The following is a 13,886-nucleotide window of genomic DNA, read 5'->3' as shown; positions in this document are numbered from 1 at the left end:
TATCGGCTCTTTCCGTTATGTATGGATTCTTTTAATTAGTCTTCGATGTTTCTTGCTTCGTTGATACCGCTGGCTAAAGATTCCATTAAGGATAGTTCTTTGTCTGTAAAGCTATCCATGTATTTCTCTATCTGTAATCGTCGGGTGCTTTTTACCAAGTTATTAGCAGGTAAGAAAAATTCATCAACGGAAACATGAAGTAACGATACAAGGTCATAAAGAACTTGTATGCTGGGGTGTTGCCCTTTATTTTCAATATTAGTTAAGTACCGTGGGTCAATTTCAATCAATGCTCCCACTTGTTCACGAGTTAAACCTCGTTTCAATCGAGCTTCTTTAATGGCTAAACCAAAGGCTCTAAAATCATATTTATCTTCTTTTTTACGCATAGTAGACCACCTCTATACATTTTATTGTTCCTACTGAATTAAAAACAGGTATAGAAAAACGTGTTATATGGTTTATAGGTTTATATTTAATAAAAAGCACTACTAAACGCCAATAAAAAAAACCGTTATATGGTAGTGCTATTTACGCTGTTAAAATATTGTATATTACTTCCAAATGGCGGTTTGTTGGAGGTCAACGTCGCCATGAAGTACATCATATACAATAAATTTCCTTACATTGGGTTCTTGTCAAAAAAAGTCGTCTATCTGCAATAGATAAGTACGTCCACCAATGTGGTTTTATAAATCATATAGATAGAATAACAGAAGCATGTAAACAGAGAAATAAATCTGTTTATATGCTTTTTTGGCTATTCAGAACTTTTTTACAAAGTTTATTTATCAGTAATGCAACAAATCCCCCTTTCACATTGGGACTAAGAGTGAAAGGAGATAAACGAGCAAGGCTCACTTCCTTTCCTAGACAGAAAGGGGGTGAGAAACATGAAACCATCTTCTTTTCAGACCACAATAGAAAATCAGTTTGACTATATCTGTAAACGTGCTATGGAAGACGAGCGAAAGAATTATATGCTTTATCTTTCAAGGATTGCAAAGCGTGAGGTGTCCTTTTCGGATGTTGGCGATTATCTTGTTAGCCAGTTTGCGACAACAGATAACTATTCAACTGACTTTCAGATTTTTACACTCAATGGGTTATCAGTAGGCGTTGAAAATGATTTGTTGAGTGAAGCATTACGTGAGTTGCCAGACAAGAAACGTGAAATTCTACTGCTGTTTTACTTTATGGACATGAGCGATTCAGAAATTGCAGACCTGTTGAAATTGAACCGTTCTACTGTCTATCGGCATAGAACCAGTGGACTAGCCTTAATTAAAAAGTTTATGGAGGAATTTGAAGAATGAAAACACAATATCCTATGATTCCCTTTCCTCTCATTGTAAAGGCAACAGATGGCGATACCGAAGCGATTAACCAGATTCTACATCATTACAGAGGGTACATAACGAAGCGTTCCCTACGACTTATGAAAGATGAATATGGCAATCAAAGTATGGTCGTTGATGAAGTCTTACGTGGAAGAATGGAAACCAGACTGATTACAAAGATTTTGTCATTTGAAATTAAGTAATATCCTCTCTCCTTTCGTGGAAGCGTGCTAAACCATTCCACGCTTCCCGAACAGGGAGGTTTGTTATTCCACCAAAGCATATTGAGCTTTCAATGTGTTTTGATAGGCTAACGAGCCATTGTTCTTTGAAAACTGAATAAAAGTAATCGAATACGTTTCGATAAGAAAAGAGCCAACGGAACTAACCGCCATGACCTATCTTATAAAGATAGCGAGCGATTCATGTTAGTGATCCGAGAAGCAATCTTTAGCAGGATTGCCTGCAACGACATTCTTATCGTGATAATGATACTCCCATACAGTCAATAGTCCGAGCGTGATAAAACCGTCGCAGGCAATGAGTATGGCTACATGAGAACCATGCAGGGGTGGAACTCCCGTGAGCTTTGCTAAAGCTGTTCGATTGCTGGTAAAACAACTTTTATGAAATCCAAATAAGTGATTTGGAAAGGAGGATTTTATGAAGCAGACTGACATTCCTATTTGGGAACGTTATACCCTAACCATTGAAGAAGCGTCAAAATATTTTCGTATTGGCGAAAACAAGCTACGACGCTTGGCAGAGGAAAATAAAAATGCAAATTGGCTGATTATGAATGGCAATCGTATTCAGATAAAGCGAAAACAGTTTGAAAAAATTATTGATAAATTGGACGCAATCTAGCGTCGCCAAAGGGTCTTGGATATGATAAAATAGCATTAAGTCGTATCAAGGCTCTTTCCATTTTGGAAAGGAGCGAAAGCCATGTCAGAGAAAAGACGTGACAATAAAGGTCGCATTTTAAAGACTGGGGAGAGCCAACGAAAAGACGGAAGATACTTATATAAATATGTAGATTCATTTGGAGAACCGCAATTTATCTACTCATGGAAACTGGTGGCTACAGACAGAGTACCAGCAGGAAAGCGTGATTGTGTTCCTCTTCGGGAAAAAGTTGCGGAGCTACTGAAAGACATTCATGATGGCATTGATGTTGTAGGAAAGAAAATGACACTTTGTCAGCTTTACGCAAAGCAGAATGCTCAAAGACCCAATGTGAAGAAAGGCACGCAAACTGGACGGAAATATCTGATGGATATTTTGACAAAGGACAAGTTAGGTGCAAGGAGCATAGACAGCATTAAACCGTCTGACGCTAAAGAATGGGCGATTAGAATGAGTGAAGATGGATATGCTTATCAAACCATCAATAACTATAAGCGTTCTTTAAGGGCTTCATTCTATATTGCGATTGAAGACGATTGTGTTCGGAAGAATCCCTTTGACTTCCAGCTAAATACCGTCATTGATGATGATACTGTTCCTAAAGTCGCATTGACAACGGAGCAGGAAGAAAAGCTGTTATCCTTTGCGAAAGCTGATAAGACCTACAGCAAGAATTATGATGAAATCCTGATACTCTTAAAAACGGGTCTTCGTATTTCAGAGTTTGGCGGTCTGACACTTCCAGATTTGGATTTTGAAAATCGTCTTGTCAAGGTAGACCATCAGTTACTACGAGATACTGAAAATGGATACTACATTGAAACTCCCAAGACTAAAAGTGGCGAACGACAAGTTCCTATGGTTGAAGAAGCCTATCAAGCGTTTCAGCGAGTGCTGGCGAATCGGAAGAACCGTAAATGTGTTGTGATTGATGGTTATAGTAATTTCCTTTTTCTCAATGGGAAAGACTATCCTAAAGTGGCAAGTGATTACAATGGTATGTTGAAAAACCTTGTCAAGAAATACAATAAATATCATGAGGATAAGCTACCCCATATCACTCCACACATTTTGCGTCATACGTTCTGCACTAACTATGCAAATGCAGGAATGAACCCAAAAGCATTGCAGTACATTATGGGGCATGCGAATATAAACATGACGCTGAACTATTACGCACATGCTACATTCGATTCTGCTATGGCAGAGATGAACCGCTTGGAAAAAAAGAAACAGCAGGAACGTCTTGTTGCTTAGTAGTACAGATGAATTTACTACTAATTTACCACTTCTGACAGTCAATTCATGAGGAAATATATAAGGAAACGTGAAGTATCTTCCAACAGTAAAAATGCTCGAAGCCCTTTAGAATAAGGATTTGCGAGCATTTAATGAGATTTAAAAGGATAATTAGAAATCTATGTTTTGTTTTTAATAAAAATGTTAAAATAACTATTTCTTCCTCTTCGTAAATTGGTATTTTTATTCGAAAAAGAAATTAAATCTAATATACTACTTTTACCTATACCATTTTTCCCAACAAGTAATGATAAGTTAGATATTTTTTCACCAAAAAACCTTTTGTTTTTATTCTCTACATAAAACAAAGTCCTTTCTTTCATTCTAAACTTATGTTCCTCCGAAAAAGATATCTCGCTGTTTTTTATACCAGTATCCATTTTTTCTATATATGTATAAACTAACTCAGCCATTGTAACACCTTTAATCCCTCTGATTATTTTGTCTATATTATAGCAAAATTCCATCATTTCAGATGGAATTTTTTTCTCTTAATGTCTAAAATGTCTCACTCCTGTGAAGACCATAGTCAAGCCGTATTTGTCAGCGGCTTCGATAGACTCTTGGTCACGCACAGACCCACCTGGTTGGATGATGGCCTTGATTCCTGCTTTGGCGATTTCTTCCACGTTATCCGCAAATGGGAAGAAGGCATCCGAAGCAAGGACAGCACCGTCAAGGCGGTCTTTAGCTTGATCAATAGCGATGCGGACGGAAGCTACACGATTGGTTTGCCCAGGGCCGACACCAAGTGTCATGTGGTCGTTGGTCACGATGATCCCGTTTGATTTGACGTATTTAATAGCTTTCCAAGCGAACTCAAGAGCTGTCGCTTCTGTCTCAGTTGGTTGGCGTTTGGTCACCACTTGCCAATCGGCTGGGCTTTCCTTGACCACATCTTGGTTTTGCACCAGAAGTCCACCGACAACACCTGTGTATTCTGCTTCCACTTCACTGGCTTCTTGAGCGTCAAATGGCAGGGCAAGGATACGCAGATTTTTCTTTTTGTTGGTCAAAATGGCTAGCGCTTCATCCGTATAGCTTGGTGCAATGATGATTTCAAGGAAAACGCCGTGCATCTTCTCAGCTGTCACAGCATCCACCTCACGGTTAAGAACAACGATACCACCAAAGATAGACACTGGATCAGACTCATAAGCGTAATCCCAAGCTGTTTCGATATCATCAGCTTGACCGATTCCACATGGGTTCATGTGTTTGAGAGCTACAACGGTTGGACGGTCTTTGAAGTCACGGATAATACGAATAGCTGCATCCGCATCGCGGATATTGTTAAATGACAATTCTTTCCCGTTGAGCTGTTTCGCTGATGCAATAGAATAGTCAGTCGGCAAGGCTTTTTGGTAGAAGTCCGCATCCTGTTGAGGATTTTCCCCATAACGCATAGCTTGTTTGAGGTCATAAGTCAAAGTCAACTTTTCAGGCTTGATCTCGCCGACTTGAGATGTGAAATACTCTGCAATCAAGGCATCATAAGCTGCTGTGTGACGGAAAACCTTGGCTGCCAAACGTTGTCGAGTTTCGTAAGTTGTTTCACCGTTTGCTGACAATTCGTCAAGAATCACAGCATAATCCTCTGGGTCTACAACAACTGTTACGCTGGCATGATTCTTCGCTGCCGAGCGAAGCATAGATGGCCCACCAATATCGATGTTTTCAACTGCATCAGCGTAAGTTACATCTGGTTTGAGAATCGTTTCTTTAAAGGGATAGAGATTAACCACTACAAGGTCAATGAGCTCGATTTGATTGTCTTTGGCCGCTTCCAGGTGGCTATCCAAGTCTCGACGAGCGAGGAGCCCACCGTGGATATTTGGATGAAGGGTCTTAACACGGCCATCCATCATCTCTGGGAAGCCCGTCACATCATCGATCGCAATGGTCTCCACCCCAGCATTGTCAAGGGCAACCTTTGTCCCACCTGTCGAGATAATATCCCAACCAAGTTTTTTAAGTTCTTGGGCAAATTCAACAATGCCCGCTTTGTCTGAGACGCTGATTAAGGCTTTTTTCGTCATTCTATTCCTCTTTCTTTAAGTCCAAGCGCATAGCGACTTCGTTATTTTCTTCTATAAATCCTGTTTCCTGAAAACCAAGACTAGTCAGCAGGTGCTTCATTTTTTCATTTCCAACCACATAATCTGCAACAATATGACTGCAGACTCTATCCATCTGAGCCTCTTTGATTAGAACTTCCAAGGCTTTTCGACCATAACCTCTTCCTTGGTACTGCTGACCAATCATTATCCGCCAGATAAAGTATTCCGCTTCATCCTTGTCTATTTCCAGCAGGAGAAAGCCAACCACAAGTTCATTCCAATAAATTGCCATTGGAAACACATCCCCATTCTCTCGGTAGAGCCATGCGTCAGCTAAAGAGCGTACATTTGGAGACACGAAACGTGCTCGTTCATCAGCTTCAGATATTTTCAAATCCAGCACTGCCTGAAAACTGCTCTCATCTACTAATTTCAGTTCAATCATTTTTTCTCCCAGCAAGATTGCGCAATCAAAACTTGACTTCGATCTTATTTTCGTGCAACTCCCAAGCTATCCAGAACCTCTGGATACAACTTGTACTCTGCCTCATGAATCCGAGTTTCAAAACTTTCAATCGTATCATCAGCCAGCCGTGGCACACGCACTTGTTTGATAACCTTTCCTGTATCCACACCCGAATCCACCCAGTGAATGGTCACACCAGACTGATCCACGTCAGCATTCCAAGCATCCTCAATCCCATGAGCTCCTGGAAATTCTGGCAAGTAGGCTGGATGAATGTTGATAATCCGACCTTCATAAGCTGCTAGTAAAGTAGGCCCAACAATTTTCATGTAGCCTGCTAGACAAACCCAGTCAATCTGGTGCTCTTCCAAGAGTTCGACAAGGGCTGCTTCGTAGTCTGCCTTGTTGTCAAACTCCTTGAGTTCAAAAGCATAGGACAGAACGCCGAGCTTGTCTGCACGTTCGAGCACATAGGCGTCACGATGGTCTGAAAAGACAAACTCTACTGGAAATTGTTCCGCTATCACCTGAAAATTTGAGCCATTACCAGAGGCAAAAACCGCTATTTTTTTCATTTGATGATGACACTTTCGTTTTCTTTCTTGACGATACGACCAATTTCATAGACTGGTTCATCCAACAATTCCTTGATACGACTTACATTTTCAGGGCTAACTGCTAGCATAAGTCCCACACCCATATTGAAGATTTCAAACATTTCTTCGTGTTTGATCTGACCGTATTTCTCAAGGGCTTTGAAAATCGGAAGCACTGGAACTTTGCTTTCATCAATTTCAGCAGCTAGGTCATCCGCAAACATACGAGGGACATTTTCGATAAAGCCACCACCTGTGATATGGGCAATGCCGTTGACCAACCCTTCCTTTATGAGTGGTAAGACAGCCTTGACATAGATACGAGTTGGCTCAAGAAGAACTTCCTTGAGTTGCTTGCCTTCCAATTCTGGCAAGATTTCCTCACCTGTGTAATCCGCAAAGACACGACGGACAAGAGAGTAACCATTGGAATGAATCCCACTTGAAGCAAGTCCGAGAAGAATATCTCCTTCTGCCACCTTTGAACCGTCAATGATTTGAGATTTTTCAGCCACACCGACCGCAAAACCAGCCAAATCGTAGTCGTCTTCGCCGTACATACCAGGCATTTCAGCTGTTTCTCCACCGATGAGGGCAGCGCCTGCCTGCACACACCCCTCTGCCACACCAGCAACTACTTGTTCTAGCTTAGCTGGTTCATTCTTCCCTGTCGCCACATAGTCGAGGAAATAGAGGGGCTCCGCACCTGCAGCGATGATGTCATTGACGCACATGGCCACACAGTCCTGACCGATTGTATCGTGCTTGTCGTACTTGATAGCCAACATGAGCTTGGTTCCGACACCGTCAGTCCCTGAAATCAAGACAGGCTCTTTAACCCCAGTCTTTGAAAGGTCAAACATACCACCAAAGCCACCAAGAGCTCCCATGACACCTGCACGCTCCGTACGAGCCACGTGCTTTTTAATCCGTTCAACAACTTCATAACCCGCTTCAACATCCACACCAGATTGAGCGTACGCATTTTTATTTGCCATTTTATTTTTCCTTTTCTTTTTTTGGAAAAGACTGCGACGTATTTTTAGATAAACAATTATTTTATCTAAAAATACTAGTCAGGTCTCTAGCTTTGGTCCCATAGGACAAAGCGTCTACTGACAAATGCTTTAGCTTTTAGTCAGTAGTGAGACGTGAAGCATATGCATTTTTATTTGTCATTTGTTTTTTCCTTTTCTTTAATGGAGAATCTGCCGCCTACTTGTAAAAACTAGTCTTTTCTTCCAAACTTCGACGGTAGTCCTCTTCGTAGTCATAGAGAGGTGTTGGGTAGTCACCGTCAAAGTAAGCGACACAGAGACCACCGTTCGGCGCATCCGTTTCAATCCCAATCGATTCAATCAAACCTTCAACAGACAGATAAGTCAGACTGTCCGCACCAATGATTTGACGCGTTTCTTCAACCGTATGATTGGCCGCAATCAGCTCCTGACGGGTCTGGATATCAATCCCGTAGAAACATGGATAAGCCAGCGCTGGACTACCGATAGCAACGTGAACCTCAGTCGCACCTGCTTCTTTCAAAAGCTGAACAATGCGACGAGAAGTTGTCCCACGAACAATGGAATCATCCACCATGACCACACGTTTGCCTTTGACAACACCCGAAACGGCAGACAGTTTCATCCGCACACCTTGCTCCCGCAATTCTTGAGTCGGCTGGATAAAGGTGCGTTGGGTGTATTGGTTCTTGATAAGTCCCATTTCATTTGGCAGACCAGATTCTTCTGCAAATCCCATAGCCGCGCTGAGGGAAGAATTGGGCACACCAACTACTATATCCGCTTCATGCTTGAATTCACGCGCTAATTGCGCTCCCATACGCTTGCGAGCTGTATGGACATTAACGCCATGGATGTTAGAATCAGGGCGAGCAAAGTAGATATACTCCATAGAGCAAATCGCCAACTGGGTTTCATCTGTATAGCTATCATACTGGATGCCCTTGTCATCAATGATCACAATCTCACCTGGCTTCAAATCACGAATCCACTCAGCACCAATGACTTCAAAAGCGCAGGTTTCAGAGGAAACAACCACCGCTCCATTAGCCATTTTCCCGATTGAAAGCGGACGGAAGCCATTAGGATCAAGGGCAGCAATCAACTTATCCTCAAACAACAGGATATAAGCAAAGCCACCTTTGACAAGGCTGAGCGCTTCCTTGATTTTGCCCATCAAGTTCGGATTATGGCTGCGACGAATGAGATGAGCCAAGATTTCCGAGTCCGAAGTCGCGCTGAAAATCGCTCCTCTATCTTCCAATTCTTTCTTGAGAGAGGCCGCATTGGTCAAGTTTCCATTATGAGCCAAGCCAAACTGCATATCATGAAAACGGAAGAGGAAGGGCTGGATATTATCTACAGAAGCTTCGCCAGCAGTCGCATAACGTACATGTCCAATCGCACCAGTTCCTGTCAATTTATCCAAATTAGCAGGATTTCTGAATACTTCTGATAAAAGGCCCATGTCACGATGGCGCTTTAGTTTCCCTTGGTCATTGGAGAGGATTCCTGCCCCCTCCTGACCACGGTGCTGAAGACTGTGTAGACCAAAATAGGTCAATTTGGCAGCATCTGGATGACCCCAGATACCGAAAACACCACATTCTTCATTAAGAGATTTTACTTCGTATGTCATTTTATATACCTTTTATTTCCCTGTGAAATAACGCACCGCTGACGCGAATAGGTGCTGGTCTTTATTTCCTGGGATGTTTTGGAAAAGACCGTCTTCATAACGTTCTGAGTGTCCCATCTTACCGATGATTTGGCCGTTATTGCTAGTAATTCCTTCAATGGCATGAACAGAACCATTTGGATTGTACTTAGAATCCATGCTTGGTTTTCCGTCAAAGTCAACATATTGGCTGAAAATTTGTCCATTGTCACGGAGCTCCGCAAATTCCTCAGCCGTCACGACAAACTTCCCTTCACCGTGCGAAACAGGAATAGCATGGATATCGCCCACTTGCACACCAGTCAACCATGGTGAGTTGGTATTGGCAATCCGAGTTTCCACCATCTTAGCCACGTGCTGATTAGCATCATTGTAGAAGAGGGTTGGGCTAGTACTATTGGCATCCTCGAAGTTTCCGTATGGAAGAAGACCTGATTTGACCAAGGCCTGGAATCCATTACAGATGCCGATAATCAAGCCACCACGAGCGATAAAGCTATCAATAGCCGCACGCACTTTTTCATTGAGGAGGATGTTGACGATAAACTTGGCTGAACCATCTGGTTCATCCGCAGCTGAGAAACCACCTGCAAAGAAGAGGATGTTAGCCTTGCCGATGTTGTCAACCATGTTTTCAACTGACTTGACAATGGCTTCTTCATTCAAGGTCACGAATGGCACCAAGTTAACCTCGGCACCTTCTTTTTCGAAGGCCTTGGCTGAGTCATATTCTGAGTTGGTTCCTGGGAAGACTGGGATGTAAACCACAGGTTTTTCAACTCTTTCTTTAGCTTGGATGATTACGTCAGAAGCGACAGCTGGAACTTCAGCCAGTTCTTTGGCTTGAGCAAATTCTGTTGGATAAACTTCTTCTAGTTTTCCTTGGAAAGCACTGTCAAGCTTGTGTCCATCTAGCTTCACACCGTTGACAGCCAGTGTAAAGCCTGCACTTGTTTGACCGATTTTCTCTACTCCAGCAATTTCTTCGGGAGAGGTGAAGACAAATCCGCCTAATTGAGCTGTCAAAGCCATTTCAAGTTCAGGCAAGATTACCTCTGCACCGATATGATTTCCAAAGGTAGCAAGAGCTAAACTTTCAACCACACCACCGTATTTAACAGCTGAAGCAGATGTCACTTTGTGAGCCTTTTTAAGGGATTCAAACTGAGCAAAGTTAGACTTAATCAAGTCAAAATCAATCTCTGCAGAGAGGGCTTGACCTGGGATGTAGTAGATGTTTTCACCAGCAGCTTTGAACTCAGGAGAAAGCACCTTACGGCTATCCGCCGTCGTCACCCCAAAGGCAACTAAGGTTGGCGGAACTGTCAATTCTTCAAAGGTACCAGACATGGAGTCCTTACCACCGATAGATGGCAAGCCAAGTTGGATTTGTGCTTCGATAGAGCCTAGAAGAGCTGCTACTGGCTGACCAAAACGCTCAGCTTGTTTGTCCATGCGCTCGAAATACTCTTGGTATGAGAAACGAGCCTTAGACCAGTTTGCACCAGCAGCCACCAAACGAGCAGTTGCTTCGATAACCGCATAGGCAGCACCGTGGTATGGAGACCATTCAGCTACATATGGGTTGAATCCTTGAGCCATGACTGACGCAGTATGAGTCACACCGTGTTGTACAGGCAATTTCTGCACAGAAGCCTCAGTTGGTGTGAGTTGGTAGCGACCGCCAAGTGGGTGATTGACCGTTGAACGACCAACAGAGCAATCAAAGATGGTTTGCAAGCCTTTTTGACTAGCGTGGTTCAAGTCAGATAGAACCTCAAGAGTATCTGCTTCAAGTGTGTTAGCAGATGTTTGACGTTCTTCTGGAAGCTTGACATCCTTATCCACAACCTTAGCATCGACGACCACGCGCACACCATTTGTATCAAGGAAACGACGTTCCAAGTCGACAATGGTTTCACCATTCCAGTGCATGACTAAATTTGGTTTTTCAGTTACTGTCGCAACAACAACAGCGTCAATATTTTCTTTGTTACATTCGGCAACGAAGGCATCCACATCTTCAGGACGAACCACGACCGCCATCCGTTCTTGTGATTCAGAGATTGCAATTTCGGTACCATTCAAGCCTTGGTATTTAAGAGGCACTTTATTAAGATCGATTTCAAGGCCGTCTGCCAATTCACCGATAGCTACACAGACACCACCAGCACCAAAGTCGTTGGATTTCTTGATAAGACGAGTCACATCGCCATTACGGAAAAGGCGTTGAATCTTGCGTTCTTCGATGGCATTCCCTTTTTGTACCTCAGCTCCAGCAGTCTCTACAGACTCAACTGTTTGAACCTTAGAAGATCCCGTTGCACCCCCTACACCATCACGTCCAGTCTTACCACCGAGCAAGATAATCACATCACCGGCTTCCGGTTTTTCACGAACAACATTGCCCTTTGGAGCCGCACCGACAACTGCGCCTAACTCCATACGCTTAGCAACGAAACCTGGGTGGAAGTACTCACGAACATAAGTCGTCGCCAGACCAATCTGGTTCCCATATGAAGAATAACCATGAGCCGCTGTTTTCGAAATGACCTGTTGTGGCAATTTCCCAGCGCGAGTTTCCGAAATCGGTGCTGTAATATCTCCAGCACCTGAGATACGCATAGCTTGGTAGACATAAGAACGCCCTGACAATGGGTCACGAATGGCTCCACCGATACAAGTAGCAGCCCCACCAAATGGTTCGATTTCCGTTGGGTGGTTGTGAGTTTCATTCTTGAACATAAGGAGCCAAGGTTCCTTGACACCATCAACGTCTACTTCGATTTCAACCGAGCAGGCATTGATTTCGTCAGACACCTCCATATCGTCCAAACGTCCATTAGCACGCTCATAACGACCGAAAATAGTCGCCATATCCATCAAGGTCTGTGGTTTTTCCGAACGCCCCAACTCTTCACGCATGGCAATATACTTGTCATAAGTCGCCTGCAATTGCTTTTGGAATTTCGATGCGGAAAAATCAATATGTTTCAACTCTGTCTCGAAAGTCGTGTGACGGCAATGGTCAGACCAATAAGTGTCCAAAACCTTGAGTTCCGTCTCAGTTGGCACGCGCCCGATTGATTTGAAATAGTCTTGGATAAAGAGCAAATCATCCACTTCCATAGCCATCCCTTGCTCGGCCTTGTAGCGGGCAAAGTCTTCTGCTGTATAGCTTTCAAAGAAAGTCAATTTCGGAATGGTCTTGTCTGACTCTGAAAATTCCTGCTTGGCAATCCCTGTCGTGATGTCTTTGAAACGAGAATCAACTGGATTGAGCAAGTAGTTCTTGACCGCTTCTAACTCAGTCGCATCAATATCTTTATTGACCAAGTAAAGTTGAGCGGTATTGACCGTCACGTCACTCGAACTTCCCAGCAAAAGCAAGGCTTCCTGTGAAGAAGCCGCACGTTGATCAAATTGCCCTGGCAGACTTTCAATGGCAAAGAAAGCATAGTTAGCCAGATTCGCCTGCACAGCCGCTTCGTCCAAGACATGATCCGTCACCTGCTCAGAGAAGATGTGCTTCTCTGCAGGTGCAAACAAACCCTCTGCCAAGTCAAATACATCATAGACTTGCACAATGCGAATACTTTTCAAAGTTGAAAGTCCCAAGTTATGCTGGAGTTCTCTCACCAAACTCTCTGACTTGACCTGAAAATCAGCCTTTTTCTCAACAAAAATACGTTTATCCATCAATCCTTATTCCTTTATTTCAGCTCTTGCTATGTTCCCAAACGACCTTGAGGTTGTTATTTCAACTCCTGCAACTTCTCCCAAACAATCTCATAAACATCTGTTAATTCTCCGAGACCTCTACGGAAAACATCCTTATCCATGTGGTTGCCATCCGCATCCCACAAACGGCAATTATCTGGTGAAAATTCGTCTGCCAAGATAATCTTTCCATCCTTATCGAAACCGAACTCTAGCTTAAAGTCAATCAATTTAAGCCCAATCTCAGCAAACCAGACTTTCAAAAGTTCATTGATACGACGCGTTTCTTCCTTCAAGTAGGCAATCTGCTGATCATCCGCAATCTGTAGGAATTTCACATGCTCGTCATTGATAAAGGGATCATCCAAATCATCATTTTTGTAGTAAAATTCGACAATCGGAGTCTCCAAGGCGATTCCCTCATCCACACCAAAACGTTTTGAAAAAGAACCAGCAGTATAGTTGCGGAGCACGACCTCGAGAGGAATAATCTCAACCTTTTTATTGAGTTGTTCCGTGTCCGAAAGTTTCTCCACAAAGTGAGTCGCTACGCCAGCCGCATTTAATTTCTCAAAAATAAAAGATGAAATCTGATTATTCAACACTCCCTTACCCGCAATCTGCTCCTTCTTGACACCATTGAAAGCAGTCGCCTGGTCCTTGTAAGTTGAAATAATAAGATTTTCATCCTCAGTTGTATAGATATCTTTAGCTTTTCCCGAATAGATCAATTGTTTTGACATTTTAAAGTTCGCCTTTCGTATTACTTGAGCACATTCTACCATAAAAAACCTAAAAT

Annotated in this window: 13 protein-coding genes; 4 read left to right on the top strand and 9 right to left on the bottom strand. The window is 42.9% G+C overall.

The features are described 5' to 3' along the window. Positions 1–35: 35 nt before the first annotated feature. Positions 36–389: a helix-turn-helix transcriptional regulator gene (locus L0P31_RS07945; RefSeq protein ID WP_001227347.1), complete on the bottom strand. Its 354-nt coding sequence runs from the start codon at positions 387–389 to the stop codon at positions 36–38. Between the two features lie 504 nt (positions 390–893). Between L0P31_RS07945 and L0P31_RS07940 the strand changes: the two genes are divergently transcribed. The 4 genes from L0P31_RS07940 to L0P31_RS07920 all read left to right on the top strand — a co-directional run bounded on the left by L0P31_RS07940 (position 894) and on the right by L0P31_RS07920 (position 3,506). Next, the gene (locus L0P31_RS07940) at positions 894–1,316 is read left to right on the top strand and encodes a sigma-70 family RNA polymerase sigma factor (RefSeq protein ID WP_000804885.1); all 423 of its coding nucleotides are present in this window, start codon (positions 894–896) and stop codon (positions 1,314–1,316) included. Next, positions 1,313–1,543 (top strand): helix-turn-helix domain-containing protein, encoded by a 231-nt coding sequence (locus L0P31_RS07935; RefSeq protein WP_000857133.1) that lies wholly within the window; start codon positions 1,313–1,315, stop codon positions 1,541–1,543. The genes L0P31_RS07940 and L0P31_RS07935 overlap by 4 nt, the downstream gene beginning before the upstream one ends. Before the next feature lie 460 nt (positions 1,544–2,003). After that, complete coding sequence (locus L0P31_RS07925) at positions 2,004–2,207, top strand: excisionase (RefSeq protein WP_075227091.1); 204 nt, start codon at positions 2,004–2,006, stop codon at positions 2,205–2,207. Positions 2,208–2,288: 81 nt separating this feature from the next. Further along, positions 2,289–3,506, top strand: coding sequence for a tyrosine-type recombinase/integrase (locus tag L0P31_RS07920; RefSeq protein ID WP_001291569.1), 1,218 nt, complete (start codon positions 2,289–2,291; stop codon positions 3,504–3,506). A 161-nt stretch (positions 3,507–3,667) separates the two neighbouring features. Here the strand turns inward: L0P31_RS07920 and L0P31_RS07915 are convergent, their stop codons facing one another. From L0P31_RS07915 to purC, 8 genes are all read right to left on the bottom strand, one after another. Next, on the bottom strand, positions 3,668–3,961 hold the full coding sequence (locus L0P31_RS07915) for a hypothetical protein (RefSeq protein ID WP_238096413.1): 294 nt from the start codon (positions 3,959–3,961) through the stop codon (positions 3,668–3,670). A gap of 78 nt (positions 3,962–4,039) precedes the next feature. After that, on the bottom strand, positions 4,040–5,587 hold the full coding sequence (gene purH / locus L0P31_RS07910) for a bifunctional phosphoribosylaminoimidazolecarboxamide formyltransferase/IMP cyclohydrolase (RefSeq protein WP_238096411.1): 1,548 nt from the start codon (positions 5,585–5,587) through the stop codon (positions 4,040–4,042). Between the two features lies 1 nt (position 5,588). Continuing rightward, the gene (locus L0P31_RS07905; RefSeq protein WP_238096409.1) at positions 5,589–6,053 is read right to left on the bottom strand and encodes a GNAT family N-acetyltransferase; all 465 of its coding nucleotides are present in this window, start codon (positions 6,051–6,053) and stop codon (positions 5,589–5,591) included. Positions 6,054–6,097: 44 nt separating this feature from the next. Beyond that, positions 6,098–6,649 carry a phosphoribosylglycinamide formyltransferase gene (purN, locus tag L0P31_RS07900; protein WP_023947406.1) on the bottom strand — a complete coding sequence of 184 codons (552 nt, stop codon included), beginning with the start codon at positions 6,647–6,649 and terminating at the stop codon, positions 6,098–6,100. Further along, positions 6,646–7,668, bottom strand: a complete 1,023-nt coding sequence (purM, locus tag L0P31_RS07895; RefSeq protein ID WP_020903301.1) for a phosphoribosylformylglycinamidine cyclo-ligase — start codon at positions 7,666–7,668, stop codon at positions 6,646–6,648. The genes purN and purM overlap by 4 nt, the downstream gene beginning before the upstream one ends. 217 nt (positions 7,669–7,885) lie before the next feature. Then, positions 7,886–9,328 (bottom strand): amidophosphoribosyltransferase, encoded by a 1,443-nt coding sequence (gene purF / locus L0P31_RS07890; RefSeq protein ID WP_049502328.1) that lies wholly within the window; start codon positions 9,326–9,328, stop codon positions 7,886–7,888. Positions 9,329–9,340: 12 nt separating this feature from the next. Continuing rightward, positions 9,341–13,066 carry a phosphoribosylformylglycinamidine synthase gene (locus L0P31_RS07885; RefSeq protein WP_049502329.1) on the bottom strand — a complete coding sequence of 1,242 codons (3,726 nt, stop codon included), beginning with the start codon at positions 13,064–13,066 and terminating at the stop codon, positions 9,341–9,343. A 56-nt stretch (positions 13,067–13,122) separates the two neighbouring features. Beyond that, positions 13,123–13,830 carry a phosphoribosylaminoimidazolesuccinocarboxamide synthase gene (gene purC / locus L0P31_RS07880; protein ID WP_049502330.1) on the bottom strand — a complete coding sequence of 236 codons (708 nt, stop codon included), beginning with the start codon at positions 13,828–13,830 and terminating at the stop codon, positions 13,123–13,125. Positions 13,831–13,886 lie beyond the last annotated feature (56 nt).

Origin of the sequence: Streptococcus mitis (genome assembly GCF_022137125.1) — a bacterium.
GTDB classification, from domain to species: domain Bacteria; phylum Bacillota; class Bacilli; order Lactobacillales; family Streptococcaceae; genus Streptococcus; species Streptococcus mitis_CE.
Note: the sequence above shows the minus strand (reverse complement) of the source record. Positions and strands in the feature narration are given on the sequence as shown.

Excerpts from the sequence above, each read along its gene's own strand:
- L0P31_RS07945 (WP_001227347.1), bottom strand. The coding sequence starts at position 389 with ATGCGTAAAAAAGAAGATAAATATGATTTTAGAGCCTTTGGTTTAGCC.
- purN (WP_023947406.1), bottom strand. The coding sequence starts at position 6,649 with ATGAAAAAAATAGCGGTTTTTGCCTCTGGTAATGGCTCAAATTTTCAG.
- L0P31_RS07925 (WP_075227091.1), top strand. The coding sequence starts at position 2,004 with ATGAAGCAGACTGACATTCCTATTTGGGAACGTTATACCCTAACCATT.
- L0P31_RS07940 (WP_000804885.1), top strand. The coding sequence starts at position 894 with ATGAAACCATCTTCTTTTCAGACCACAATAGAAAATCAGTTTGACTAT.
- purM (WP_020903301.1), bottom strand. The coding sequence starts at position 7,668 with ATGGCAAATAAAAATGCGTACGCTCAATCTGGTGTGGATGTTGAAGCG.
- L0P31_RS07905 (WP_238096409.1), bottom strand. The coding sequence starts at position 6,053 with ATGATTGAACTGAAATTAGTAGATGAGAGCAGTTTTCAGGCAGTGCTG.
- L0P31_RS07885 (WP_049502329.1), bottom strand. The coding sequence starts at position 13,066 with ATGGATAAACGTATTTTTGTTGAGAAAAAGGCTGATTTTCAGGTCAAG.
- purC (WP_049502330.1), bottom strand. The coding sequence starts at position 13,830 with ATGTCAAAACAATTGATCTATTCGGGAAAAGCTAAAGATATCTATACA.
- L0P31_RS07915 (WP_238096413.1), bottom strand. The coding sequence starts at position 3,961 with ATGGCTGAGTTAGTTTATACATATATAGAAAAAATGGATACTGGTATA.
- L0P31_RS07935 (WP_000857133.1), top strand. The coding sequence starts at position 1,313 with ATGAAAACACAATATCCTATGATTCCCTTTCCTCTCATTGTAAAGGCA.
- L0P31_RS07920 (WP_001291569.1), top strand. The coding sequence starts at position 2,289 with ATGTCAGAGAAAAGACGTGACAATAAAGGTCGCATTTTAAAGACTGGG.
- purF (WP_049502328.1), bottom strand. The coding sequence starts at position 9,328 with ATGACATACGAAGTAAAATCTCTTAATGAAGAATGTGGTGTTTTCGGT.
- purH (WP_238096411.1), bottom strand. The coding sequence starts at position 5,587 with ATGACGAAAAAAGCCTTAATCAGCGTCTCAGACAAAGCGGGCATTGTT.